General features: G+C 68.8%; 22 protein-coding genes. 7 read left to right on the plus strand and 15 right to left on the minus strand.

Translation table 11 applies throughout. The features are described from left to right. Positions 1-8: 8 nt before the first annotated feature. Complete coding sequence (gene trmD, locus KEC57_RS09285) at positions 9-701, minus strand: tRNA (guanosine(37)-N1)-methyltransferase TrmD (RefSeq protein WP_229384294.1); 693 nt, start codon at positions 699-701, stop codon at positions 9-11. Positions 702-958: 257 nt separating this feature from the next. Here trmD and KEC57_RS09290 point away from each other — a divergent pair, with 257 nt between their 5' ends. Beyond that, on the plus strand, positions 959-2,395 hold the full coding sequence (locus KEC57_RS09290) for an MFS transporter (protein WP_229384295.1): 1,437 nt from the start codon (positions 959-961) through the stop codon (positions 2,393-2,395). Between the two features lie 159 nt (positions 2,396-2,554). Here KEC57_RS09290 and KEC57_RS09295 read toward each other — a convergent pair whose 3' ends face one another. From KEC57_RS09295 to rpsP, 4 genes are all read right to left on the minus strand, one after another. Then, a complete protein-coding gene (locus tag KEC57_RS09295; RefSeq protein ID WP_229384296.1) occupies positions 2,555-6,706 on the minus strand; it encodes a bifunctional nitrate reductase/sulfite reductase flavoprotein subunit alpha in 4,152 nt (1,383 codons plus the stop codon). A gap of 105 nt (positions 6,707-6,811) precedes the next feature. Next, complete coding sequence (gene rimM, locus KEC57_RS09300) at positions 6,812-7,444, minus strand: ribosome maturation factor RimM (protein ID WP_229384428.1); 633 nt, start codon at positions 7,442-7,444, stop codon at positions 6,812-6,814. Between the two features lie 121 nt (positions 7,445-7,565). Beyond that, positions 7,566-7,796 (minus strand): RNA-binding protein, encoded by a 231-nt coding sequence (locus KEC57_RS09305; RefSeq protein ID WP_045276246.1) that lies wholly within the window; start codon positions 7,794-7,796, stop codon positions 7,566-7,568. Between the two features lie 4 nt (positions 7,797-7,800). Then, positions 7,801-8,232: a 30S ribosomal protein S16 gene (rpsP, locus tag KEC57_RS09310; RefSeq protein ID WP_229384297.1), complete on the minus strand. Its 432-nt coding sequence runs from the start codon at positions 8,230-8,232 to the stop codon at positions 7,801-7,803. Positions 8,233-8,470: 238 nt separating this feature from the next. Between rpsP and KEC57_RS09315 the strand changes: the two genes are divergently transcribed. Beyond that, entirely contained in the window at positions 8,471-9,631 is a 1,161-nt protein-coding gene (locus tag KEC57_RS09315) for a glutamate--cysteine ligase (RefSeq protein ID WP_229384298.1), read from the plus strand. Between the two features lie 56 nt (positions 9,632-9,687). On the opposite strand, the gene ffh is transcribed toward KEC57_RS09315, so the two are convergent. From ffh to KEC57_RS09335, 4 genes are all read right to left on the minus strand, one after another. After that, positions 9,688-11,238 (minus strand): signal recognition particle protein, encoded by a 1,551-nt coding sequence (gene ffh, locus KEC57_RS09320; protein WP_229384300.1) that lies wholly within the window; start codon positions 11,236-11,238, stop codon positions 9,688-9,690. An 86-nt stretch (positions 11,239-11,324) separates the two neighbouring features. Next, positions 11,325-11,825: an RNA polymerase sigma factor gene (locus KEC57_RS09325; protein ID WP_229384301.1), complete on the minus strand. Its 501-nt coding sequence runs from the start codon at positions 11,823-11,825 to the stop codon at positions 11,325-11,327. Beyond that, a complete protein-coding gene (locus tag KEC57_RS09330; RefSeq protein ID WP_229384303.1) occupies positions 11,816-12,415 on the minus strand; it encodes a hypothetical protein in 600 nt (199 codons plus the stop codon). Before KEC57_RS09330 ends, KEC57_RS09325 begins: the two co-directional genes overlap by 10 nt. A 225-nt stretch (positions 12,416-12,640) precedes the next feature. After that, entirely contained in the window at positions 12,641-13,630 is a 990-nt protein-coding gene (locus KEC57_RS09335; RefSeq protein WP_229384304.1) for a TetR family transcriptional regulator, read from the minus strand. A 76-nt stretch (positions 13,631-13,706) separates the two neighbouring features. On the opposite strand from KEC57_RS09335, the gene lipB reads away from it, so the two are divergent. Both lipB and lipA read left to right on the plus strand, forming a co-directional pair. Beyond that, positions 13,707-14,480 carry a lipoyl(octanoyl) transferase LipB gene (gene lipB / locus KEC57_RS09340; protein WP_267492237.1) on the plus strand — a complete coding sequence of 258 codons (774 nt, stop codon included), beginning with the start codon at positions 13,707-13,709 and terminating at the stop codon, positions 14,478-14,480. Beyond that, positions 14,477-15,511: a lipoyl synthase gene (lipA, locus tag KEC57_RS09345; RefSeq protein ID WP_229384306.1), complete on the plus strand. Its 1,035-nt coding sequence runs from the start codon at positions 14,477-14,479 to the stop codon at positions 15,509-15,511. The genes lipB and lipA overlap by 4 nt, the downstream gene beginning before the upstream one ends. 60 nt (positions 15,512-15,571) lie before the next feature. On the opposite strand, the gene KEC57_RS09350 is transcribed toward lipA, so the two are convergent. From KEC57_RS09350 to KEC57_RS09370, 5 genes are all read right to left on the minus strand, one after another. Continuing rightward, positions 15,572-16,072 carry a DUF2004 domain-containing protein gene (locus tag KEC57_RS09350; protein WP_229384307.1) on the minus strand — a complete coding sequence of 167 codons (501 nt, stop codon included), beginning with the start codon at positions 16,070-16,072 and terminating at the stop codon, positions 15,572-15,574. An 88-nt stretch (positions 16,073-16,160) separates the two neighbouring features. Then, positions 16,161-17,030 carry a signal recognition particle-docking protein FtsY gene (gene ftsY / locus KEC57_RS09355; RefSeq protein ID WP_229384308.1) on the minus strand — a complete coding sequence of 290 codons (870 nt, stop codon included), beginning with the start codon at positions 17,028-17,030 and terminating at the stop codon, positions 16,161-16,163. 86 nt (positions 17,031-17,116) lie between these two features. Continuing rightward, positions 17,117-17,875: an SDR family oxidoreductase gene (locus tag KEC57_RS09360; RefSeq protein ID WP_229384310.1), complete on the minus strand. Its 759-nt coding sequence runs from the start codon at positions 17,873-17,875 to the stop codon at positions 17,117-17,119. 88 nt (positions 17,876-17,963) lie between these two features. Then, a complete protein-coding gene (locus tag KEC57_RS09365; RefSeq protein ID WP_229384312.1) occupies positions 17,964-18,305 on the minus strand; it encodes a sigma-70 family RNA polymerase sigma factor family protein in 342 nt (113 codons plus the stop codon). Positions 18,306-18,397: 92 nt separating this feature from the next. Continuing rightward, the gene (locus tag KEC57_RS09370; protein ID WP_229384314.1) at positions 18,398-19,291 is read right to left on the minus strand and encodes an RNA polymerase sigma-70 factor; all 894 of its coding nucleotides are present in this window, start codon (positions 19,289-19,291) and stop codon (positions 18,398-18,400) included. 304 nt (positions 19,292-19,595) lie between these two features. Between KEC57_RS09370 and KEC57_RS09375 the strand changes: the two genes are divergently transcribed. Continuing rightward, on the plus strand, positions 19,596-19,817 hold the full coding sequence (locus KEC57_RS09375; protein ID WP_229384316.1) for a hypothetical protein: 222 nt from the start codon (positions 19,596-19,598) through the stop codon (positions 19,815-19,817). A gap of 100 nt (positions 19,818-19,917) precedes the next feature. Then, positions 19,918-20,370, plus strand: a complete 453-nt coding sequence (locus tag KEC57_RS09380; RefSeq protein WP_229384317.1) for an alpha/beta fold hydrolase — start codon at positions 19,918-19,920, stop codon at positions 20,368-20,370. Positions 20,371-20,376: 6 nt separating this feature from the next. Here the strand turns inward: KEC57_RS09380 and smc are convergent, their stop codons facing one another. Further along, the gene (gene smc / locus KEC57_RS09385) at positions 20,377-23,958 is read right to left on the minus strand and encodes a chromosome segregation protein SMC (protein WP_229384319.1); all 3,582 of its coding nucleotides are present in this window, start codon (positions 23,956-23,958) and stop codon (positions 20,377-20,379) included. Between the two features lie 487 nt (positions 23,959-24,445). Here smc and KEC57_RS09390 point away from each other — a divergent pair, with 487 nt between their 5' ends. Further along, positions 24,446-24,718 carry a hypothetical protein gene (locus KEC57_RS09390; protein WP_229384320.1) on the plus strand — a complete coding sequence of 91 codons (273 nt, stop codon included), beginning with the start codon at positions 24,446-24,448 and terminating at the stop codon, positions 24,716-24,718. Positions 24,719-24,734: the final 16 nt, after the last annotated feature.

The raw sequence follows: 24,734 nt of genomic DNA on the forward strand, positions 1-24,734 counted from the left end.
TGCGTGCGTCAGCGCACCGGCGGATCGGCGAGCAGATCGGGGCGATTGAGGCGGGTCCGATCGAGGCTCTGCTCGCGACGCCACGCCGCGATCGCCCCGTGGTTGCCGCTGAGGAGCACCGGCGGCACCTCCAGCCCGCGCCACTGGGCGGGCTTGGTGTAGCTCGGGTACTCGAGGAGTCCCGCCTCGTGGGATTCCTCGACCAGGCTCTCGGGGTTGCCGACGACACCCGGGATGAGGCGCGACACGGCCTCGATCATGGCCATCGCCGCGACCTCGCCGCCGTTGAGCACGTAGTCGCCGAGGCTGACCAGCCGCACGCGTCCGCGCGCGGCGTAGTGGTCGACGACACGCTGATCGATGCCCTCATAGCGCCCGCACGCGAACACCAGGTGCTTCTCGGCCGCGAGTTCCCGCGCCAGCGGCTGCGAGAACTGCTCTCCGGCGGGCGAGGGCACGAGCAGGACGGCGTCCTCGCTGAGTACGGCATCGAGCGCCTCACCCCACGGCTCGGGCTTCATCACCATGCCGGCTCCGCCGCCGTAGGGCGTGTCATCCACCGTGCGGTGGCGGTCGTGGGCCCAGTCCCGCAGATCGTGGACGTGCATATCGAGAATGCCGCGATCTCGGGCCTTCCCGATGAGCGAGACCCCGAGCACGTCGAAGAACGTCGGGAAGATCGTGACGATGTCGACGCGCATGACTTCGAGACTACCGCCCAGGCGGATGCCGGAATCCGAGCGTGTTTCCGACGTGTGACGGGACCCCAACACGACGCCCCGCACCGGCGTGACAGAGAAGTGATGGAGAGGTAACGGGGCGGGTGCGCGGGCGGAAACACCGGCTTCGTACGGTGTAGCCATGCTCATTCCGCACTGAGCAGGTCCACCCGGCACCACCGCCGGCGCATGTCCGCCCAGAGCTCGTCCACCCCCGCAGGTTCACACCAGGGAGCGTCATGACCAACACCGTCACTCCATCCACCACGGATGTCACAGCTCCGCCCGTCGCCGGAGCATCCGGTGCTGCCACCACCGTAGAACTCACCCACCGCCCCGGTCGCTGGATCGACGGCTGGAACCCCGAGGACGGGGCCTTCTGGCAGTCGCAGGGGCGCGTGATCGCCCGCCGCAACCTCGGCTGGTCGATCTTCGCCGAGTTCCTCGGCTTCATCATCTGGCAGCTGTGGAGCATCGTCGTCGTGATGCTCCCCGCAGCCGGATTCGAGCTCACCAGCTCCGAGCTGTTCTGGCTCATCTCTCTTCCGAGCCTCGTCGGCGCGACGCTGCGCTTCCCCTACACGTTCATGGTCGCGATCTTCGGCGGCCGCAACTGGACGATCGTGTCAGCCGGCCTGCTGCTCATCCCCGCGGTGTTCCTGGGCATCGTCGTGTCCAATCCCGAGACGCCGTTCGGCGTACTTCTGCTGGTCGCCGCGCTCGGTGGCGTCGGCGGTGGCAACTTCGCCAGCTCCATGGCGAACATCACCTACTTCTTCCCTCAGAAGGAGAAGGGCTGGGCACTCGGCCTCAACGCCGCGGGAGGAAACCTCGGCACTTCGGTCGCCCAGTTCGCGGTGCCGATCGTCGTCACGATCGGCGCCGGTGCAACTCTCAACATCGCGCTCGCGGGCTGGATGTGGATCCCGCTGATCCTGGTCGCGATGTGGGGTGCGTGGAAGTACATGGACAACCTGTCGTCTGCGAAGGCCGACTTCGCAGGCTCGGCCGCGGCGCTGCGGGAGCCCCACCTCTGGGTGATGGCCCTCCTCTACATCGGAACGTTCGGCTCGTTCATCGGCTTCGCCAGCGTCTTCCCGAAGCTGATCGCGGATCAGTTCCCCGACTACTCGACGTTCCAGGTCGGCCAGGCGGCAGTCTCTCTCGCGTTCCTGGGTGCGCTCATCGGCTCGCTCGCCCGGCCGTACGGGGGCCGGCTCGCCGATCGATTCGGCGGCGCGCGAGTCACCGTCGTCGCGTTCTCGGTGATGGCGCTGGGCGCGCTGTCGCTCATCTGGACCCTCCCGCTGCAGAACTTCTGGGTGTTCCTTGCATGCTTCCTGCTGCTGTTCGCCGCGACAGGCATGGGCAATGGCTCGACGTACCGCATGATCCCGAGCATCTTCGCCGCGCGAGCGGTCGCCAAGGGCATCGAGCCGGGCACGCCCGAGGCGGTCAAGGTGCAGCGCAAGGGTGCGGCCGCCCTCGGCCTCATCTCGGCGATCGGCGCGTATGGCGGGTTCCTGGTTCCGCAGGTGCTCAACGCGTCGCAGCTCGCGACCGGTGGATACGTCGCGGCCTTCTACGGGTTCGTCGCCGCCTACATCGGCCTGCTGCTGCTGACCGTATTCGTGTACGTCATCCCTCGCGCGTCGCTGGCCAAGCAGCGCATCTGACCTCTTCAGGAAGAAGCGGGCCGCCTCGTCGAGGCGGCCCGCTTCTTCGCGTCGACGGCGACGCGGAACCAGGAGGACGGCGGAGGACGAAAGCGGAAGAGCGGATGCCGCGGCCGCCGCAGCAGCGGAGGTCGCGGCATCCGCTCGACGGGCATCCGCTCAGTAGACGTCGCGCACGTAGCGCTTGTCGGAGACGAGCTGCTGCTTGAACTCGAGGGCGGCGTCCTCCGACATTCCGCCATGCTGCTGGGCGATGCCCACCAGGGTCGCGTCTACGTCCTTCGCCATGCGCGTCGCGTCACCGCACACGTAGACGTGTGCGCCGTCCTCGAGCCAGCGCCACAGCTGCGCGCCGTGCTCGACCATGCGGTCCTGCACATAGATCTTCTGTCGCTGATCGCGGGAGAACGCCAAGTCGAGCCGGGTCAGGAACCCGTCGTCGCGCATGTCTTCGAGCTCGTCGCGATAGTAGAAGTCGCTGGCGGCGTGCTGCTCGCCGAAGAAGAGCCAGTTGCGGCCGGTATGGCCGTCCGCGCGCCGATCCTGCAGGAAGCTTCTGAACGGCGCGACGCCGGTTCCCGGACCGATCATGATCATCGGTGTGTCCGAGGCGGCCGGCGGACGGAAGCCGGGCGAGCGCTGCAGGTAGAGCGGGGTGGACTCTCCGCCGCCGTCGGCGAGGAACGTGGAGCATACGCCGCCGCGCGCCCGCCCGGCATCGGTCTGGAAGCGCACGACGGACACGGTGAGTTCCACGGCGTCGGGGTCAACCTTCGGGCTCGACGAGATCGAGTACTGCCGCGGCTGCAGGCGCTTGAGCACCGCCGTCCATTCGTCCGCATCCGCCGAGACGGGAAAGTCGCGCACGAGGTCCACGGCCTGCATGCTCCACAGGAACTGGTCGAGCTTGCCCTTGTTCTCGCGGCGCAGCAGCGTGGACAGCGTACTGTCGCTGGAACGCTCGGCCAAGAACCGCAGCAGCTCTCCGGAGATCTTCGTGATGTCGAGACGAGTGCGCAGCGCCTCGCCGAACGCGCGCTCTTCGCCGTCGATCTCGACGATGGTGCCGGGAGAGATCCCGGTCGCGTCCAGCCACTCGGTCACGACACTGGCACCGTTCGCGCACACGACGCCGAGCGAGTCGCCGGCCTCGTACACCGCGCCGGAGTCGGCGAGGTCGAAGGCGAAGCGCCGGACCTCCTTCTTCGACGCCGGCCCGCTCAGCAGGTCATTGCGCACCAGAGAGGCGCGCACCGGATTCGCTCGCGTGAAGAGGCGCTTGGTCGGCGTGGACGTGACGAGCGCGAAGGTCGGAGCGCCGGCATCCTGCCCCTCCGAGAGGGTGTCGAGGACCTGCTCGAGCCATGCCGCCGCGTGCTCTTCGAAGTCGGGTTCGAGATCGACCCGCGCCATCAGCGGGGTGGCGCCCAGTTCACCGAGCCGATCGTCGATCTTCCGTCCGTGCCCGCAGAAGTCGTCGTAGTTCGAATCGCCCATCGCGAGGACGGCGTAGCGCAGCCCCGAGAGCACCGGCGCCCCGTCGGCGCTGAGCTCCTGCCAGAACTGCGTGCCGTTATCGGGCGGACCGCCGTCGCCGAACGTCGAGGTGATCACCAGCAGACGGCGCACGGCGGTGAGATCGGCTGGACGCAGCTCCATCATGCTCTGCGCACGAGCGGGCACGCCGCGGGCTGTCAGCGCTGCGGCGCTGGCCGTGGCGAAGTCCTCGGCATTTCCCGTCTGGGAGGCCCACAGCACGACGACCTCGTCGGCCGGGTCGGGGGCGCCGATCGTCGGGGGCACACCGCTGCTGGTGCGCGAGTAGGCGCCGGCGAGCACGCCGTCGAACCACGCTCGCGCCACAGCGCCGAGCGGCGTGCTCTCCGGGAGCACGGGCACCTCGCCGGGCGCCACGGTGCGGGAACGCACGGTGGAGACGAAGCCGGCAAGGTACGCGCCCTCGGTGTCGCTGAGTGCGGGCACCGCGGCGACGTCGACGCCGGCACGGACGAGAGCGCGCTCCGCGGAAGCGGGGTCACCGCCCGCCCCGACCTCGATCGATGCGGGAGCAGCGGCCGATGCGGCGGGGCCGACGCGGCGCAGCGTCACAGCGGCGTACTTGAGTTCGGGCTGAGCAGAGAATTCATCGACGGCGTCACTGGTGACGGCGTTGACGGTGACGTACTCGCCGTGCTCGTCGTTCCAGTGGAAGGGCGCGAACAGGTTTCCCGGGCGCACCCGGTCGGTCACCACCGCCGGCACGACGAAGCGGCCGCGCCGTGACGAGACTTCGACCTCGTCGCCGGCGGCGATGCCGTGCTCCTCGGCGTCGAGCGGATGAAGCTCGACGAACGGACCCGGGTTCAGGCGGTTGAGCTTGGCCACCTTGCCGGTCTTGGTCATCGTGTGCCACTGGTGCTGCACGCGGCCCGTGTTGAGCACCCACGGGAAATCGTCGTCCGGAAGCTCCGCCGGATCCAGGTGCGGCCGGGCGAAGAACTGCGCGCGGCGCGAGGGCGTCGCGAAGGCGAGCGCCGGCACTGCGCCCTCGGCATCCAGATGCAGCGACTGACTCACTCCGTCGTTCAGGTAGCGGATCGGATGCCGCGTGCCTGCGTCGCCGGGAGGAGCCGGCCACTGCACCGGCGTCTCGCGCAGTCGCTCGTATGTCACGCCACGCACGTCCCAGCCCGTCTGGGGGTTCCAGAAGCGGCGGATCTCGTCGAAGACCTCCTCGCTGCTGACGAAATCGAAGCCCTCGTCGTAGCCCATCGCGCGGGCGACCTGGCAGATCGTGAGCCAGTCGGGCTGTGCGTCACCCGGTGCGGGAACGATCTCCCGCACGAGGGTGAGGGTGCGATCACTGTTGACAGTGACTCCGTCTGCCTCCACCCAGAGGGTCGCAGGAAGCAGGATGTCGGCGTAGGCGTTGGTCGCGGTCTCGGTGTAGACGTCCTGCGCGATGACCAGCTCGGCCTTCTCGAGCGCCTCGATCACGGTCTTTCGGTTGCCGATCGATGCGACGGGGTTCGTGCAGATGATCCACGCGGCCTTGATCTCGCCCGCCGCCATCCGCTGGTACATGTCGATCGTGCCGCTGCCGGCTTCGGCGCGGATGGCCCCGTCGGTGAGCCCCCAGATGTCTTCGACGAACGCGCGATCTGCCGGGTTGAACACCGCCCGCTGCCCAGGTAGCCCGGGACCCATGTAACCCATCTCACGACCGCCCATGGCGTTGGGCTGGCCGGTCAGCGAGAACGGACCGCTGCCGGGCCGGCAGATCGCGCCGGTCGCGAGATGAAGGTTGCAGATCGCGTTCGTCGACCAGGTGCCGTGCGTGGACTGGTTGAGCCCCATCGTCCACAGCGTCAGCCACTCGCCGGCCTCGCCGATCCAGCGTGCGGCGGTGCGGATGTCGTCCTCGTCGAGCCCGGTGAGCTCGGCGACGTGGGCGGGAGCGTAGTCCGCCAGGAACGCCGGCATCTGCTCCCATCCCTCGGTGTGGGCCGCGATGAACTCCTGGTCGATGTCTCCCGACTCCACCAGCAGATGCAGCAGTCCGTTCAGGAGCGCGAGGTCGGTGCCGGGCGCGATCTGCAGGAACAGGTCGGCTCGTTCCGCAGTCGCCGTGCGCCGCGGGTCGACGACGATGAGCTTCGCCCCCTGCTTGAGCCGGTCGGCCATGCGCAGGAACAGAATAGGGTGGCAGTCGGCGGTGTTCGAGCCGATGACGAAGAACAGATCGGCCCGGTCGAAGTCCTCGTACGAGCCGGGCGGACCGTCGGCTCCGAGCGACTGCTTGTAGCCGGTGCCGGCAGAGGCCATGCACAGGCGTGAGTTCGACTCGATGTGGATTCCGCGCAGGTACCCCTTGACGAGCTTGTTCGAGAGGTACTGCGCCTCCATGCTCATCTGCCCCGAGACGTACACCGCGACGGCGTCGGGCCCGTGCTCGTCGACGATCGCGCGAAGACGCCTGCCGGCGTCCGTCACCGCATCGGTCAGCGGGACCGGCACGGCATCTTCACCGCGCGACGGTCGGACGTGGGCCGACGTCATGCGGCCCGGAGCCTGCATCAGCTCCGCGTGAGTGGCGCCTTTCGTGCAGAGCCGTCCGCCGTTGGTGGGGTGCGACGCATCTCCCGCGACCTTCGAGATGGCGAGCGGATGCCCCGGCCCGGCATGCGTCGCCGTGACCGAGATCCCGCAGCCGACGCCGCAGTACGAGCAGACCGTTCGGACGACACGCGGGGGCGCGTCGTCCGGCTGCCGGGAGTCCGGCTGCGTGGGGAGACCTGCAGCTGAGCCCATGCCTCGATGATCCGGCACAGACGTTCCGGGACGTTTCCCACCGTGTTACCCGCAGATCACATCTGTTGCACGGTGGAGCGAGGCGCGAAGTGAGCGCCGTGGCGCTCAGTCCTCGGAGAGCGCCTCGGAGTCGGAGGAGTCCTCCGCGTCGTCGACCTCCGCGCTCGGAGTCCGGGGTGCCGGCTCAGCGTCGTCGTCGGCGGGCAGTTCTTCGAAGAGCCCCGCCGGAGGCGTCACGACGACTCGGCCGGCGGGCACGTCCACTTCGGGCACGATCGCCTTGACGAAGGGGACCAGCACTTCCTCGCCGCTTGCGACGCGGACGATCAGCAGATCCTGAGCCGGGAAGTGATCGACCCGGATGACGCGGCCCACGATCGTGTCGTCGCGCACGACGTCGAGTCCGACCAGCTGGTGGTCGAACCACGCGTCGTCCTCGACAGGTGCGGTCTGCGTGTCCTGGTCGATCCATAGGATCGCCCGGATGAGCTCCTCGGCGGTCTCGCGGTCCTCGACGCCGTCGAAGAACGCGACCGGATGGCTGTTCATCCACCGGAACTCACGCACCGTGAGGGGTTTGCCGTGCCACGGCGACGATTCGGGCACCTGCAAGGTGAACGTGGCGCCGGTGACGAAGCGCCCCGCGGGATCATCGGTGTACAGCTCGAGCTTGATCGCACCCTTGAGCCCGTGGGCCTTCACCAGGCGTCCGACACGAAGCTGCGTCTTACCCGCCAGGGCGAGCTCGGCCGGTGACTGCTCGGACGGTGTCGCCTCGGCCGACCCGTCGATCGGGGCGGCCGGCTGTTCGGGCTGCGGAGCCTCAGGCTCCTGCTTGGCCCTGTCTTCGCGAGTCACCTCAGTCGTCCGCGACGTCGACGCGAACGCGGCGCCCGTCGGCGAGTGCGCTGATGAGGGTGCGAAGGGCTTTGGCCGTGCGGCCGCCGCGTCCGATCACGCGACCCCGGTCGTCGGGGTGGACGTGCACCTCGAGAACGTCACCGCGAGGCGACGTGGAGGAGTCGATGCGCACGTCGTCCGGGTGATCGACGATCCCCTTGACGACGTGCTCGAGCGCGGCGGCCAGCAACGGATTACTCTGCGGACTCGGCGGCCTCATCGGCCGCGTCGGTCGCTGCGTCGGCAGGAGCCTCAGCGGGCTCCTCGACCTTCTTCGCAGCCTTGGGCTTGACGACCGACTTCTTCGCCGAGTCGATCTCGAAGGGAACCTTCTCGGGGGCGACCTTGACCGTCGAGACGGCGTTCTCGTCGCCCTGGAAGCGGCCCCAGTCGCCGGTCAGCTTGAGGATGGCGAGCACCTGCTCTGTCGGCTGCGCGCCGACACCCAGCCAGTACTGCGCACGCTCGGAGTCGACCTCGATGAACGAGGGCTCCTCGGTGGGGTGGTACTTGCCGATCTCTTCGATGACACGGCCATCGCGCTTGGTGCGCGAGTCGGCAACGACGATGCGGTAGTACGGCGCACGGATCTTGCCGAGTCGCTTGAGACGGATCTTGACAGCCACAATTCTCCTGAATGGTGTGTAGAAGTGCGAACCTTGGCGCCTGGAGAGTGGGGTGCACACCCGGCGGAAGCTCTAAGGAGGATCTCCGCGCTGGATAGAGGGTCGAGCGGGTGATCCGACCCTCCATTCTGCCAGATGCGGCGGCCCCCTGCGAACCGGCAAGCGCCGGTCGCGATCCGATGACGTCGTATGCCGCGAACCGGCGGGCTCCACGGCGGTCGCGTGGCAGACTGTGCGGATGACGGTGCCCTTCGCGACATCCGCCCGTTCGTCCGTCGGACTCGAATGGGAGATCATGCTCGCCGACGGCGAGACCGGAGATCTGCTCGGTCGTGCCCCCGAGCTGCTGGACGCCGTCGAGGACGGCACGGTGCTCGAGCGATTCACGGTGACCGGAGAGCTGCTCACCAACACGGTCGAGGTCACCAGTGGGGTCGGCGACACGGTGGCTGCCGCCGTGGACGACATCGCCGACGCGATCGCCGAGGTGCGCACGTTCACCGACCCGAACGGCATCGACCTTCTCTGCGCGGGCAGCCATCCGTTCGCGCAGTGGTTCGACCAGGGAGTCACCGACAAGACGCGGTATCACAAGCTCATCGAGCGGACCCAGTGGTGGGGACGCAACATGATGATCTGGGGCATCCACGTGCACGTCGGCGTCGAGGACGTCAACAAGGTGTTCCCGATCATCAACGCTCTGTCCGTGTATCTCCCTCACCTGCAGGCGCTGTCGGCCTCCAGCCCCTACTGGGCGGGCGAGCGCACCGGCTACGCCTCCAATCGCGCGCTCGTGTTCCAGCAGCTGCCCACCGCGGGTCTGCCCTGGCCGCTCGCCGACTGGGCGCAGTTCGAGGCGTACCTCGACGACATGGTCGGCACGGGCGTCATGGAAGACGCCTCCGAGGTGCGCTGGGACATCCGCCCTGCACCGCGCTGGGGCACCATCGAGGTGCGGGCGTGCGACGGCATGTCGACGCTGCCCGAACTCGCCGCGGTCGCGGCGCTCGTGCAGGTTCTGGTCGAGTACTTCTCCCGCCGCATCGATGAGGGCATCCCGCTCGAGACGATCCAGCCGTGGTTCATCCGTGAGAACAAGTGGCGTGCGGCGCGCTATGGCCTCGACGCACGCGTGATCGTGGACCACCGCGGCACGCAGATGCCGGTCGTCGAGCACCTCCGCACGACCCTCGCCGACATCGCCGACATCGCGGTCGAGCTCAAATGCGCGCGAGAGCTCGCCGGAATCGAGACGATCCTCACGCAGGGCGCGAGCTATTCGCGACAGCTCGCGGTCGCCGAGGCGGCGGACGGCGACCTGCGCGAAGTCGTGCGCCACCTGGTCGCAGAGTTCCGCTCGGGTCCCACACTGCGCGAGCACCTGGCCTCGGGCGCATAGCGGGCACAGGCTCCAGCGCGCGAGGTGTCGCGCCTACGGGAACTCGGCGGCGCGGGTCAGCCGCGACCGAGCATCTTCTGCAACTCGGCGAGGTCCGCCTCGGTCGGCGCCCCCTTGGCTGCTCCCAGGCCGAAGCCCGAGCCGGTGGCAGGCGCTGCGGCGGAGATACCGGCGTTCTCGGCGGCGCGCTTGGCGGGGTTGCCCGAACGCGAACCCTTCGCCTTCGGCTGCTTGCCGCGCTTGGCCGAGGCACCAGGTCGAGCGCCGGGCATCGGTCCCATTCCGGGAATGTTGGGCATTCCGCCGCGAGCCACGGTCTTCATCATCTTCGCGGCCTGCTCGAACCGCTGCACGAGCTGGTTGACGTCGGTCACCGTCATGCCGGCACCGCGCGCGATGCGCAGGCGCCGTGAGCCGTTGAGCACCTTGGGGTTGCGGCGCTCCCCCGGCGTCATGGAGCGGATGATCGCCTCGGTGCGATCGATCTCGCGCTCGTCGAAGTTCTCGAGCTGCTCCTTCATGGACCCCATACCCGGGAGCATCCCGAGCATCTTCTTCATGGAGCCCATCTTCTTCATCTGCTGCATCTGCTCGAGGAAGTCCTCGAGCGTGAAGGTCTCGGTAGCGAGCTTCTCGGCGACCTTCATCGCCTCTTCCTCGTCGAACGCGGACTGCGCCTGTTCGATGAGGGTCAGGATGTCGCCGAGGTCGAGGATGCGCGACGCCATACGGTCCGGGTGGAAAGCCTCGAGGTCGTCCAGCCCTTCCCCCGTCGAGGCGAAGATGATCGGCCGACCTGTGACGGATGCGACCGAGAGCGCCGCACCACCGCGCGCATCGCCGTCGAGCTTGGAGAGCACGACTCCGGTGAAGTCGACGCCGTCCTGGAAGGCCTTCGCCGTGTTGACGGCGTCTTGGCCGATCATCGCGTCGATGACGAACAGGACCTCGTCGGGGTCGGTTGCCTTGCGGATGTCGGCCGCCTGCTTCATCATGTCGGCGTCGACACCGAGACGGCCGGCCGTATCGATGATGACGACGTCATGCTGCTGACGACGAGCGACCTCGACACCATCCCTGGCGACCTTCACCGGGTCGCCGACGCCGTTGCCGGGCTCGGGCGCATAGATGGCCGCACCCGCGCGCTCGGCCACGACCTGGAGCTGGTTCACGGCGTTCGGGCGCTGCAGGTCGGCCGCGATCAGGAGCGGGGTGTGGCCCTCCTTCTCGAGCCGGTGGGCGAGCTTGCCGGCGAACGTCGTCTTACCCGAGCCCTGCAGGCCGGCGAGCATGATGACCGTAGGCGGGTTCTTGGCGAACTGCAGCCGGCGCTGCTGGCCGCCGAGGATCGCGACGAGCTCTTCGTTGACGATCTGCACGACCTGCTGCGCCGGATTCAGCGCCTTGCTGACCTCATCGCCCAGTGCGCGCTCGCGCACCTTGGCAGTGAAATCCTTGACGACGGGCAGTGCCACGTCGGCGTCCAGCAGGGCGCGCCGGATCTCGCGGACCGTGCCATCGACGTCCGCGGGCGTGAGCTTGCCCTTGGTGCGGAGGTTGCGGAAGGTCTCGGTGAGCCGGTCGGAGAGGGTGCCGAAAGTCGCCATGATCCCCCGATTCTACGCGAGCGGATGCCGCGCCTCGGCGCCCTGCGTTTCGTCTCGCTGTGCTCGCTCGACAACACGAAACGCACTCAGCTCACCACCGCCCCGAGCGCGACCCGCAGCTGTTCCTTCGCTCTCGCGTATTTTCCCCGTGCGGTCGAGTCCGGGATGCCGAGCATCTCCGCAGCTTCGACCAGCGACATCCGATCCCAATGGACGAGTCGGACGAGTTCCGCGAGATCCGGTTCGAGGCGCCCGATAGCGTCGCGCACCTCCGCGCCATGATCGGCGGGCGGGGCCGCGGCATCCGACGCCGCATGCCCCCGGACGCGGTCGGCCAGCGCCCAACGGCGCCGCTCGCCGCGCGCGTGGTTGAGGAGCGTTCCGCGCGCGATGCCGAACAGCCACATCCGCGCCCGCTCCGGATCGGCGGGGAGGTCTGCGACCCGCCGCCACGCGACGACCATGGTCTCGCCGAGGAGGTCCGGCGCATCGTCGAAACCGACGCGACGCTGCAGGTACGCGAGAAGAGCCGGGGATGCCTCCTCCAGCGCCGCGGTCAGCCGGGCGCGGTCGCGCGTCACCGCCACTGCTCACCCTCGCAGTGCACCTGACTGCCTCCGGAGGCGAGCCCGGAGCCACCGCTGAAGCCGTGCGTCGCCAGCTCGTCGTGCAGCAGTTCGCCAACCGCCTGGTCAACGGCGGTCCAGTAGTTGAGATCCGGGAGTCGCGGATCCGTGATCGGGTCGGGATCTGCCGCCTGAGACCCTTCGAGCACGGCGAGGTACCCGGGGATCAACGGGATGATCTCGGTCTCGATGTCGGCGCTCGAGAACCAGTCGTCGATGACGCGGTCCATAGCGAGCTGATCGAACGGATTGGCCGCCCGGAGGTCTCCCAGGCGCAGTTCGCAGGCACCCCAGGTGGGCGAGGTGTAGGTGACGCTGCGCAGCGGGTCGTCCATGTCGGCGCCCCAGAGCCAGTCCGAACTCGCCGTCGCGACGCCGGCGCCGCCGATGAGCAGCACCGCGAGAACGCCGATGGAGATCCCGACTCGACGGCGCCGAGCCGAAGCCACCTCGCGGGCGGCGGCGACCATCGCCCGCAGCGCGCCGGGGTCTTCCGCGCGCGTCGCGGGCGCGGAACGCCTGAGCAGGTCGTCGAGCATGTCGGGCGTCATTGTGCCTCCATCTTCGGGTGCCGTCACTGCGTACGTGTCCGGCATTCGGCAATTCGTCCTGCCGCACCCGAAATCACTCCGCAGTCACTTCCTGCACGCCCACGCGGCCGGCCTCGGGAGTCTTCTGATTGCGGAGCAAGGTCGCATTGAGCTGCGCAGTCACACTTGTGCGCGGTGCAGGCCCGCGCGGGGCGGAATCTGACTCCGGAGCAGGTGGCGTCCGCGTCAGGCCGGCCCCAGCTCCTGGAAGAGCGTCAGCTGCACGTCGGCCGGGCCGCGCAGCCGTGCGTTCACCGAACGCCACGGCGTTTCGCGTGCGGATGCCTCGACCTCGGCACCGGCCGCCGACAGGCGCGCGACCGCTCCGGCGGCGTCGTCGACTTCGAGGGCGATCCGGATGCGGTCGCTCGGAGCGTCACCGTCGGTCTCGACACGGTCGATGAACTCCACCTGCGACGGATTGGCGATCTCGAGCGTCGCGCGTCCCGCAGCAAGAATCGCGACCCGCGCGCCGCCCTCGGCCTCGTACGCCTCCGCTTGCGGCATACCGACGACATCCCGGTAGAACGCGAGGGTCTGCTCGAAGGCCGAAGCCTGCACGACTACCCGAAGCTGCCGAACCGCGCCGGTGGGCGCCGCAGAGACCTCGGCCGCGGCATCCGATGCGCGCTCGAGGAAGCGCGAGAGCGACGTACGGCCCGCGCCGTCGTGCGCCCACGCCTCGATCGCGGCAAGCACCGCGCCCGCCCAGGCAGCGCCGGCGACCTCGGCGCGCAGGCGGTCGGCGCCACCGCGCGCCAGTCGTTCCGCCGCTGCGCGGGCGATGCGGGAGCGGCGCAGCGACGCCTCGCGCTCGAATTCGGCCACGAGGCCCATCGCCGCGGCGTTCACGATGCCCAATGCAAGGCTGTCGGGCGCGAAATCGGCACCGATCGAGCGCATCTCGCCGCGGACGGCGGCCACAGCGTCCGCCGTATCGTCCCCCGCGAGGCGGCTCTCGAACAGAGCGAGGCGTTCGTCCAGCCCCGCCCAGAGAATGTCGGACTTCGATGCGAAATAGTTGAAGAAGCTGGACCGGCTGACGCCCGCTCGCTGGGTGATGTCGACGATGGACGTCGCCTCGAACCCCTGCTCGAGGAACAGCTCGCACGCCGCCTCAGCGAGGATCTCGCGCGACGACGCCTTCGGTCTGCCCACTCGGCCGGTGCTGCTCATCCCCTCACGCTAGCGATTCACAGACCTCGAGGGGTCCCGAACGGCTCACGCCGCGAAAGCCGCCATCAGCGTTGGAATGGAGGGGCGCCGAGGAGCGGAAAGTGACCGCGCGCCGCAATCAACGCAACGCGAGCGGGCGAGCCGCGCCAACCCGCAAACACAGGCGTATTGTTGGACGCGATCCAGCAATCGCCATAAGCGAAGGAGCGCGATGCTCGCCATCGAGACCGTCGGCCTCTCCCCCGACTTCGTCCCCTATCTGGACGGTTGGGATCTGCAGCGCCGCGTCCATGCCCAGGTCGTGGCTGGAGACCGCCCCGACACCCTGCTACTGATGGAGCACGAACCGGTCTACACCGCCGGCGCACGCACCGCTCGGCACGAACGGCCGACTGACGGCACGCCCGTGGTCGATGTCGACCGCGGCGGCAAGATCACCTGGCACGGTCCGGGGCAGCTCGTGGGGTACCCCATCGTGCGTCTTCCCGAACCCATGGACGTCGTCGCGCACGTGCGGCGGCTAGAGCACGTGCTGATCGGCGTCCTCCGCGAGAACGACGTCGAGGGCTACCGCGTCGAAGGACGCAGCGGCGTGTGGGTGCGCCGCCCGCTCGGCGAAGACAAGGTCGCCGCCATCGGTGTGCGGGTGCAGAAGGGCGTGACGATGCACGGCTTCGCACTCAATTGCGACAACTCGCTGGCAGGGTTCCGCGGCATCATCCCGTGCGGGATCGCGGATGCCGGAGTCACGACTGTGAGCGAGATCGTAGGGGTCGACATCTCACCCCGCGACATTCTCGCCTCGGTCTCGCTCGCCTTCGCAGACGAGTACGCAGGGGTGACGGCATGAGCGCGTGCGGCACCGGTCAGGCAGCACAGACGACGGGCGCACCAGCGTCGGGACCGGACGGTCGGAAGCTCCTGCGCCTCGAGGTGCGCAACGCGCAGACGCCGATCGAACGCAAGCCGGAATGGATCAAGACGAAGGCCAAGATGGGGCCCGAGTACCAGGCGCTGCACGCGCTGGTGAAGACCGAAGAGCTGCACACCGTGTGCCAGGAGGCGGGCTGTCCCAACATCTACGAGTGCTGGGAGGACCGCGAGGCCACGTTCCTGATCGGCGGCTCCCAGTGCACCCGGCGCTGCGACTTCTGCCAGATCGACACCGGCAAGCCCGCGGACTACGACACCGATGAGCCGCGCCGGGTCGCGGAGAGTGTCACGCGCATGCAGCTGCGGTACGCCACCGTGACGGGGGTCGCCCGCGACGATCTGCCCGACGGCGGCGCGTGGCTGCACGCGGAGACCGTCCGACGGATCCACGCAGAGAACCCGAACACCGGCGTCGAGATCCTCGCGACCGACTTCAACGGCGACCCGGCGCTGCTGGGCGAGGTATTCGACAGCCGTCCCGAGGTGTTCGCGCACAACGTCGAGACCGTTCCTCGCATCTTCAAGCGCATCCGCCCCGCGTTCCGCTACGAGCGCTCCCTCGACGTCCTCACTCAGGCGCGCGATGCCGGGCTCATCACGAAGTCGAATCTCATCCTCGGCATGGGCGAGGAGCCCGAAGAGGTGGTCCAGGCACTGCAGGACCTCCACGACGCCGGCACCGACATCATCACGATCACGCAGTACCTGCGTCCGACGCCCCGGCACCTGCCGGTCGCCCGATGGGTCAAGCCCCAGGAGTTCGTCGAGTTCAAGGACGCGGCCGAGCGCATCGGCTTCCTGGGTGTGCTTGCGGGCCCCCTCGTGCGCTCGTCCTACCGCGCGGGCCGCCTCTGGGCGCAGTCGATGGCGTCGAAGGGACGCGAGATCCCCCCGCACCTCGCTCACTTCGTCGACAGCGCCGGCGCGGGATTCGCTCAGGCGGTCTGACGTCTCGCGCCCCGGTCGGCGAATCTCGCCGCCGTCCGGGGATGTGAGGTCGGCGGAAACTCAGTCCGCGCTGGTGACCGACAGCACGCTGGCATCGGAGCCGAGGTTGACCAGCAGCACGTCATCGGTCGCGTCGGGGTCGAGGGCGTACTCGAGCACCGCGAACGGGTCGGAACCGCCGTGCTCGTCGGCGAGGATCGTCATGCTCATCAGCTGCAGCGACCGGATCACGTCGATGTGGACATCACCCGAGATATCGACCAGCACCTCTTCGATCTCTTCACCGAGCGCCTCCTGCTGCTGCAGGATGTACTCCGTCACTTCGCTCGTGCGATCACTGAGTTCGTCGACCATCGCGTTGCGTGCGACGCGGTCGATCATCTCGATCGATGCGATGAGACCGGCCGCGACGTCGAGCGCGGCCTCGGAGATGTCGTCCTGGTCCGGTGCGGTCAGGTCGACCGTCACGGACTGATCTCCCAGCTCGACGTTCTCGGACCAGAAGATCGATCCGTCCGGCCCAGACTCGAGGAGTCCGAAGTAGTCGTGCTCGATCGCCATATCCCCATGAAACCGCACCGAGCCCGCACGCGGAAGCCCGAGCGCGGTGTGGCGCACATCCGTTACACGAGCGACACGGATTCGTGCGTCAATCGACCAAGGACGCCGCGAACACATGCGGCGTGAAACCTGTCAGGTCGCCGATCCCCTCGCCCTGGCCGAGGAGCTTCACGGGGATGCCCGTGCGTTCCTGAACCGCCAGCACGAAGCCTCCCTTGGCGGATCCGTCGAGCTTCGTCAAGACGAGACCCGTGACCCCGGCGTGTTCGAGGAACGCCTGCGCCTGCAGGACTCCGTTCTGCCCTGTCGTCGCGTCGAGCACGAGCAGCACCTCGCTGATCGGCGCCTGCTTCTCGATCACCCGGCGGATCTTGCCCAGCTCATCCATCAGGCCGCCCTTGGTGTGCAGGCGCCCGGCGGTGTCGACCAGCACGATCTCGGTGCCGGTGCGCTTGGCGTACTCGATGGTCTGGAAGGCGACGGATGCCGGATCCTGACCCTCGTGCTGGGGCCGCACGATCTCGGCACCGCCCCGCTCCGCCCACGTCGCGAGCTGATCGACCGCGGCAGCCCGGAACGTGTCGGCGGCACCGACGACGACCGAGCGTCCGTAGCGCTGCAGGAACTTCGCGAACTTGCCGATCGTCGTGGTCTTGCCCACACCGTTCACCCCGACCACCAGCACAACGGCGGGCCGCTCGGTGAGCCGCAGCGTCGTGTCGAACTTCGCGAAGTGCTCCTCGAGCGTCTCTTTCAGCATGCGCTGGAGGTCACGCGGGTCGGTCGTGCGGAACCGGTCGACCTTCTCGTGCAGCTCTTCGATGATCCGCTCCGCGATGTCCGGACCGAAGTCGGCCGTGAGCAGCGCGGTCTCGAGGTCGTCCCACGTGGTGTCGTCGATCGTGGGCTTGACGAACATGCTGCGCAGCGCGCCGCCGAGGGACCACTTCTCTGCCATGGCTCCAGCCTATGTGCGGCATCCGATACTCCTGCGCGCATCGGGTCGACGAGTGCGTGGGGCGCCGCACCCGGCGCCCCACGGTGCTACGCCGCGCGCGGCGGGTTCAGCGGGAGCCATTGGTCGAGGCGCGTCTCGAAGATGCGAGCGCCGTCGAGCGGGATGAGCGTGCGCTCCTCGATCTGCGCGCCGTAGTACGGAGCCGCATCGTCGCGGACGACGGTGCGCGCGTCGCCGCGGAACGCCAGGCCGCGACGGACGAACTCATCGAGGCCGAAGGCCTCGGGACCGGCGACCTCGACGTCTCCCAGCGGCTCACCGGCGGCAGCGCGGCCGACGGAGGTCGCGACGTCCTCTGCCGCCATGGGCTGGATGAGCGCACCCGGCAGAGTGACCGTGTCGCCGACGGTCGAGATGTCGGCGATGCTGCCGAGGAACTCGAAGAACTGGGTCGCGTGCACGAGCGAGTAGGGGATCCCGGACTCCCGGATCAGCTTCTCCTGCGCGACCTTCGCCGCGAAGTAGGGGATGCTCTGGGGTCGGTTCGTGCCGACGATGGTGAGGGCGACGTGGTGCTTCACCCCTGCCTCGGCCTCGGCCCGCAGCAGGTTCGTGGTCGACGTGGTGAAGAACTGCAGCACGTCCTCCGGCGCGAACGACGGCGAGTTCGACACGTCAACCACGACACCGGCTCCCGCCAGCGCCTCGGCGACGCCTTCACCGGTGAGTGTGTTCACTCCCGTGTTCGGCGAGGCGGCCACAGCCTCGTGGCCGTGCTCCGCGAGCTTCGCGACGACCTTCGAGCCGATGAGGCCGGTGCCTCCGATGACGACGATCTTTGCCATGTACTTGCCTTCCCATGCGGTCGGCGCCGGTGTCGACGCCCATCAGTAATGACAAGGCCCGCGACGCGGATGTGACCGATCTCGGGAATCAGCCGTCGTTCCAGTGCGCGAGCTTGTCGGGATTCAGGACGGCCCACAACTCATCGATGGCACCGCCGCGCTTCGACAGGAGGACGACCGCAACGATGCGCCCGCCGGAACGGATCGCGATTACCGGCGCGCCGTTGGCCTCGCGCCGCTCGAGCGCGGAATGCGGGTGCGCGCGGCTAAGACCGAGCAGAGCGCTCGCGACGGCGGTGCGCCCCATCCTCGTACCCGCGAGGCCGGGGACGACTCCCCCGGTATCGACAGTGAGGATCGCGCGCCGCGTCAGCATGGCGGCCACTCGCCGGGCGTCGGGCTCCGACCACGCGTCGATCAGTGCGTCCACGGCCCCCGCATGCGCGGACGTGGCGTCATGCGACGAACCTCCGAGCTCCTTCGGGGAATCGCATCGCAGCCGTCGGAGCGGGTGCCACGGGGTCATGCTCCGGCGACCGTGACGTGGTGCAGCTTGTCGGGGCTCATGACCCACAGCAGGCGCGTGATGCCCGCGTCCGCGGAGGTGATCGCCAGCACGGTGGTGACGATCCCGTTCTCCGACAGCGTGACCGCCGGCTGTCCGTTGACCTTCACCCAACCGATCGCTTTGCCCGTCCAGAAGTGCGAAGAGAATGCTGCGACGAACTTCGCGACCCGCGCAGCGCCGGGGACGGGTATGCGTGCGGCGAGCTTGACACCGTTGCCGTCCGTATAGCTGACGACGTCGGAGGCGAGCAGCGCCTCGAGCTGCGCCACGTCGCCGCGCTGGGCGGCCGCCAGGAACGCCTCGAGAAGCCGCCTCTGCTCATTGGACGACGCGACGGCCCGGCGCTCGGACGCCAGATGTTTGCGCGCGCGGCTCACCAGCTGGCGCGCGGCCGTCGGGCTGGTCTGGACGATGTCCGCAATGCGGTCGTAAGGGTATTCGAGGGCTTCGCGCAGCACGTAGGCGGCGCGCTCTGTCGGCGTCAGCTTTTCGAGTAGCAGCAGAACCGCGTATTCGAGCGCCTCTTCGCGCTCCGCTCCGAGCGCGGGGTCGTCTTCGGTGTTTACGGGTTCAGGCAGCCACGGCCCGATATAGGTCTCACGGCGCACGCGAGCCGACTGCAGGGCATTGATCGAGAGGCGCGTGGTGACGGTGGCGAGGAAGGCAGCCGGTTCGAGGATGTCTCTGCGATCGGTGTTCTGCCATCGGATCCAGACCTCTTGGAGGATGTCCTCGGCGTCTGCGACACTGCCGAGCATTCGGTATGCGATGCCGAACAGCCGTCGCCGCGCCTCGTGGAAAGCCACGCTCGCGTGGGCGAGATCTGTGTTCAGAGTGTCGTCCGCCATTTGTCCTCATCACTACGACCGGACAGACCAGTGATCTGTGACAGCCCGACGCTAACAGGGTGAGCTTCCGCGGGAACGGCTGTGCGCTTCGGCCCCTGCACGGCGTCTCGGCCGCCAGGCCATCCCGAGGGGCGTCCGCACCTGCCACTCGTGGAAGCGCGTCGTGGAACGGCGTCATCGCACGCCTTCGCCAGCACGGAGTGACCGCCATCGCCATGGCCAACCCACTGCGCAGCCTCGCCGGCGACGCGGCGTACGTCCGCGACGTCCTCGCCACCATCGACGGACCCGTCGTTCTCGTCGCGTGGCGGAGCATCCCCTCGTGCACGTCTTCGGCGACCAGGACCTCAACATCCCCGCCGCGGTGCTCCGCGCGGGCGCCGTGCGCGCCGCCTCCCGCGGCACGTACGAGATCGCGGGCGCGTCGCACGCGGTACCGGTGTCGCAGCCGGACGCCGTCGTGGCTGCGATCGCCGATGCCGGAAAGGCGTACGTGGAGAGCCGCGAGGCCGACACCGCCGCGTAGAGACCAGTGGCGTCCCGCACCGGGTCCGGTGTGCGGGGCGCCACCCTCGCTCAGCGTTCCCTCAGCTACTCAGCGTTCCCCGCAGGAAGGACACCCGTCCATGTCGCTCGATCTCCCCCTCCGCCCTATCCGCGCCGGTGAGCTCTCCGTTGCGTACTACGACACGGGCGCCCGGTCAGGCGAGCCTGTCGTGCTGCTGCACGGCTTCCCCAACGACGTGCACAGCTACGTCGACGTCATCCCGCTCCTCGTCGACGCGGGGTTCCGGGTCATCGTGCCGTCACTGCGCGGTCATGCTCAGACCCGCTTCCTGAATCCGGATGCCGTGCGCTCGGGCCAGCAGAGCGCACCCGGCGCCGATCTGATGGCCTTGATCGACGCACTCCGGCTCGAGCAGCCGGTCCTCGCCGGTTACGACTGGGGCGCACGCGCCGCGTGCGTCGTCGCAGATCCCGCACGCCGGACACCACCTTCCTGCCGAAGCGCCGCACGCGTTCGCGGACGCGATCATCGCCGTTGCCGAGCCTCCGGTCGATGGCGGGGAACGCCCTGACTCCCGTCAGCTCGCGACGCGGTCGCCGATGCGCTGGCCGACGACGGCCGAGACGCCATCCTGGCGCATCGAGACGCCGTAGAGCGCGTCCGCGATCTCCATCGTGCGTTTCTGGTGCGTGATCACGATGAGCTGACTCGAGACGCGCAACTGTTCGAAGACGCCGAGCAGCCGGCCCAGATTCGCATCGTCCAGGGCTGCTTCGACCTCGTCGAGGATGTAGAACGGGCTCGGACGCGCTTTGAAGATCGCCGTGAGCAGAGCCACCGCGGCGAGAGACCGCTCACCACCGGATAGGAGAGACAGCCGTTCGATCTTCTTGCCGACCGGCCGCACAGCGACCTCGATCCCTGTCGTGAGCGGTGAATCGGGGTCGGTGAGCGAGATCGATCCCGTGCCGCCGGGGAACAGGATCGGGAAGACCTCACCGAACGCCGTCTTGGTGTCCTCGAACGCGGCGAGGAAGATCACCTGCATCCGCTCGTCGAGCTCTTCGATGATGGTGAGCAGGTCCTTGCGCGTCTGCGTCAGGTCTGTCAGCTGCTCGGTCAGGAACTTATGGCGCTGCTCGAGAGCGGCGAACTCCTCCAGTGCGAGCGGGTTGACCCGGCCGAGCTGCGACAGCTTGCGCTCGGCATCCTGAAGCCTCCTCCGCTGCTGCGCACGATCGTAGGGAACGGATGCCGCTGCGGCGATGTCATCGGCTCCGTCGCTCTGCCTCTGAACCGCATCTCCTGCCACGGAGGCCTGATCACGGGCGACCTCGACCGGAACTTCCTGTTCGGGACCGTATTCTGAAATGAGAATATCTTCCCCGAGACCGAGTTCTGACGCCACCCGCTCGAGCAGTCCGGTGACGTGGAGCTTCTTCTCGTGGATCTGCAGTTCGAGACTGTGGACGCTCTCGGTGAGCCCGGCAAGTCGTTCCCGGACGCTCGCCTCCTGGGCGCGCAGCGACGCGAGTTCGGCGGAGACGGCAGTGCGGGCCGACTCCGCGGCCGCGAGCTCGGCACGCGCCTGCGCAAGCGAGCGGTCGACGGAATCGATCACGTCGGGAAGCTGGCCGGCGACGCTCGCCGCGATCTCGCGCTGAGCGCGCCGCACCACCGCGCGACGGGCCGATTCGGCAGCAGCCTCGCGTTCGCGTTCGCGCTGCCGTTCCAGCGTGATGACTCGAGCCTCGCCGGCACGGATGCGCTCGCGCAGCGTCTCGACCTCGAGACGTGCTCGCATCTCGCTGTCACGAGTAGCGTCGAGTGTGGCGAGCATGCCTTCGCGGGCGGACGCATCCAGGATCGGACGCGGGGCTTCGAGCGCGGAGGTCAACTGCGCCTCGGCCGAGCGTGCCGAGTCCTCGGCCTCGGCAGCGGCGGCCGTCGCCTGGGCAAGGCCCGCCGCCAGGCGATCGCATTCGGCGACGGCGGCCTCCTGGCGGACCGTCGCCCGGTTGACCTGCTCGGTGTGCGCGGCCAGGGCGGCATCGTGCTCGCGCAGCGTCGTCAGGGCGGCCTTCGTCCGCTGACGGGCGGAGTCCAGGTCGCGGGTCGCGTCACCGAGCGCCTCACGGAGCGAATCGGCGACCACCGTGATCTCGTCACGGCGCTCGGCGGCGGCATCCCGCTCTGCGGCGAGCTCGAGGCGGGAGCGCCCCTGTCCCGAGCCGGCACGCACGGTGTGCTCGGTCACCACCTCACCGGCCCGGGTGACGATGGTGATGGGCGCGCCGAGTTCGGCGGCGGTGATCTCCGGACCTGCCGTCAGGGCGGACTCGAAATCGTCGGCGATCACGACGTACGCCAGGATGCCGAGCACGCCTTCGGGTGCGGAGACGACGTCACGCGCCGCCACGATCCCGGCGATCGTCGGGAAGACGGGGGTCGCGTATCCGGCATCGGCGATCGCGATGTCCACCGTACCGAGGTCGCCCTCGCGTGCGAGGCGCGCGGTGGCGACGGCCTGCTCGCGCGTTTCGACGAGGACGCCCTCCACGAGGGGTCCGAGCGCCGCGGCGATGGCGGCCTCGAATCCCGCCGTGATCTTGATCGAATCACCCAGCAGTCCGCGCACGCCGGCGGCTCCCAGAGCCACGATCTCGGCCGCCGCGTTCTTGCCGTCCAGCGCCCGGCCCAGTGCGGCCGTCTGAGCGGTGAGCGCCTCGCGTTCGCGCTCGGCGGCGTGCAGTCGCTCGCGCAGTGAACCGACCTCCGCCTCGGCGTCTGTCGCATCGCGCTGGGCACGTTCGTACGCGGTCGCATACTCCGCCGACGATCCTTCGGGAACGAGCTCGGGGTCGACGCCTGCCAGGAGCTCTTCGGCCTCGCTCCGGCGCGCCAGCGCGGCGTCCAGCGCCTTCTGCTGGCGTTCCACGGCGGTCCGCAGGGCCGCGAGAGCGGATGCCGCTGCCTCCGCCGTGCCGCGCAGCGCCGTGATCCGCATGTCGTGCGCCGAGACCAGGGCGCTCTGCGCGGCGATGTCGGAGTCGAGCGCGTCGAGCTCGGCACGGGCCCGCACGACGTCTCGAGCCGCTTCCGCGGCGGCATCCTGTGCCTCTCCGAGACCGTCGCCGATCTCGTCGATCTCCGTGCGCGCCTCGTCGATCATCGCCTGCGACACGGTGGTGAGTTCGATGCGATCCTCGTCCTCGGCGTCGCCGAGCAGTGCGAGCCGCTGGCCCGCCAGCGCGTAGAGTCCGCGCAGCCGCTCCTGCACACGCTCGAGTCCATGGGCGACCCGGCGCGCCTGATCGACGGCCTCGGAATGCTGATCGGTTTCGAGAAGCTCGATGCGTGCCCGGGCGTTGTCGAGGCCGTCCTGGAGGACCAGGCGCTCCGCGTGACGCTCCTGCTCGCTCTGCGCGTGCGACGCGAGTTCGGTGCGCAGGCCCACCAGCTCATCGGCGAAGAGCCGCGCCTTCGCGTCGCGGACCACCGCGGCGATCGTGGCCGCCTCTCGAGCGATCTCCGCCTGCCGGCCGAGCGGCTTGAGCTGACGCCGGAGCTCTCCGGCGAGATCGCTCAGGCGCGTCAGGTTGGCTTCCATCGCCTCCAGCTTGCGCAGGGTCTTCTCTTTGCGCCGGCGATGCTTCAGGATCCCGGCGGCTTCCTCGATGAAGCCGCGCCGGTCCTCCGGGGTCGCCTGCAGAACGCTGTCGAGGCGTCCCTGACCGACGATCACGTGCATCTCGCGGCCGAGCCCCGAGTCGCTCAGAAGCTCTTGGACGTCGAGCAGACGGCACACCTCACCGTTGATCGCGTACTCGCTCGAGCCGTTGCGGAAGAGCGTGCGGCTGATCGTGACCTCGGCGTACTCGATCGGCAGCGCACCGTCGCTGTTGTCGATCGTCAGCTGCACCTCGGCGCGTCCCAGCGGACCGCGTGTGGCGGTCCCGGCGAAGATGACATCCTCCATCTTGCCGCCGCGGAGGGTCTTTGCGCCCTGCTCGCCCATGACCCACGCAAGGGCGTCGACGACGTTGGACTTGCCCGAGCCGTTGGGTCCGACGATGCATGTCACACCCGGCTCGAGGGCGAACGTCGTCGGCTGGGCGAACGACTTGAACCCTTTGAGCGTCACGCTCTTCAGGTGCATTTATGCGCCCTCCACCCCGGTCGACTACCCGCCTACGGTACCGGAGGTCTCGCGCGACGCCACGAAGGCGAGCCGCACGCGCACAGGATGCCGCGACACGCCCGCCGTCATCCGAATCTGCGAAATCACTTGACGTCGGCCGCAGAGCGCGCTAATGTCACAAACCGCGTCTGAAGTCCAGAAAGGAGGTCCCTGATGATGCTGATGAACACCACCGGAATCACCGCCCGAACCGGCGGCGACATCCGTGCGTTCGCGCCGGGGACCACCTCCTTCGGCGCACTGCTGCACGGCCGCTTCCCCGCCGCCGGCTGATCCCCGCAGGGGAGAAGTCCGCCCACATCCGGGCGACACGTCTCTGCGTCCTCCCCGTCTCCGGGTTTGAGCGCGCATCCCTGCATCCGCCGTCGTGCTGCGGCACGGCACCCGCCCCCGGCACAGGCCCGAGGCATCCTTCTTCCCTCCGTCATCCGGAAAGACATCCATCATGCATACGCTTCTTGCGCCGCAGCGCTCTCATCAGGATTCGCTCTCCAGCCTTCCCGATACGCTGCGGCTTCCGAGCCGCGACCAGCGCACCACGCTCCTCGACCGACTCGCTCTGCGCCTGGGTCTGCGACTGCTCCTGTGGAGCACGCGCACTCCGCGGCTGGCAGACGATCGCACTCGCCACGCTCACGCGTTCGGCCATCAGGAATCTGCAGCTGCGCGTGAGCGCGGCCACCACCGTCGCGGGGTCCTCCTCGCTCCCCGGCTGTGACTGCCGGTACGTCCGC

The sequence above is a fragment of the Microbacterium allomyrinae genome, assembly GCF_020682705.1.
Taxonomy (GTDB): Bacteria; Actinomycetota; Actinomycetes; order Actinomycetales; family Microbacteriaceae; genus Microbacterium; species Microbacterium allomyrinae.

Excerpts from the sequence above, each read along its gene's own strand:
- KEC57_RS09290 (WP_229384295.1), top strand. The coding sequence starts at position 959 with ATGACCAACACCGTCACTCCATCCACCACGGATGTCACAGCTCCGCCC.
- KEC57_RS09330 (WP_229384303.1), bottom strand. The coding sequence starts at position 12,415 with ATGACGCCCGACATGCTCGACGACCTGCTCAGGCGTTCCGCGCCCGCG.
- KEC57_RS09350 (WP_229384307.1), bottom strand. The coding sequence starts at position 16,072 with ATGGCGATCGAGCACGACTACTTCGGACTCCTCGAGTCTGGGCCGGAC.
- lipB (WP_267492237.1), top strand. The coding sequence starts at position 13,707 with ATGGAGGGGCGCCGAGGAGCGGAAAGTGACCGCGCGCCGCAATCAACG.
- KEC57_RS09370 (WP_229384314.1), bottom strand. The coding sequence starts at position 19,291 with ATGGCGGACGACACTCTGAACACAGATCTCGCCCACGCGAGCGTGGCT.
- lipA (WP_229384306.1), top strand. The coding sequence starts at position 14,477 with ATGAGCGCGTGCGGCACCGGTCAGGCAGCACAGACGACGGGCGCACCA.
- smc (WP_229384319.1), bottom strand. The coding sequence starts at position 23,958 with ATGCACCTGAAGAGCGTGACGCTCAAAGGGTTCAAGTCGTTCGCCCAG.
- KEC57_RS09380 (WP_229384317.1), top strand. The coding sequence starts at position 19,918 with ATGTCGCTCGATCTCCCCCTCCGCCCTATCCGCGCCGGTGAGCTCTCC.
- ftsY (WP_229384308.1), bottom strand. The coding sequence starts at position 17,030 with ATGGCAGAGAAGTGGTCCCTCGGCGGCGCGCTGCGCAGCATGTTCGTC.
- KEC57_RS09335 (WP_229384304.1), bottom strand. The coding sequence starts at position 13,630 with ATGAGCAGCACCGGCCGAGTGGGCAGACCGAAGGCGTCGTCGCGCGAG.
- KEC57_RS09315 (WP_229384298.1), top strand. The coding sequence starts at position 8,471 with ATGACGGTGCCCTTCGCGACATCCGCCCGTTCGTCCGTCGGACTCGAA.
- KEC57_RS09360 (WP_229384310.1), bottom strand. The coding sequence starts at position 17,875 with ATGGCAAAGATCGTCGTCATCGGAGGCACCGGCCTCATCGGCTCGAAG.
- KEC57_RS09390 (WP_229384320.1), top strand. The coding sequence starts at position 24,446 with ATGCATACGCTTCTTGCGCCGCAGCGCTCTCATCAGGATTCGCTCTCC.
- ffh (WP_229384300.1), bottom strand. The coding sequence starts at position 11,238 with ATGGCGACTTTCGGCACCCTCTCCGACCGGCTCACCGAGACCTTCCGC.
- KEC57_RS09295 (WP_229384296.1), bottom strand. The coding sequence starts at position 6,706 with ATGGGCTCAGCTGCAGGTCTCCCCACGCAGCCGGACTCCCGGCAGCCG.
- trmD (WP_229384294.1), bottom strand. The coding sequence starts at position 701 with ATGCGCGTCGACATCGTCACGATCTTCCCGACGTTCTTCGACGTGCTC.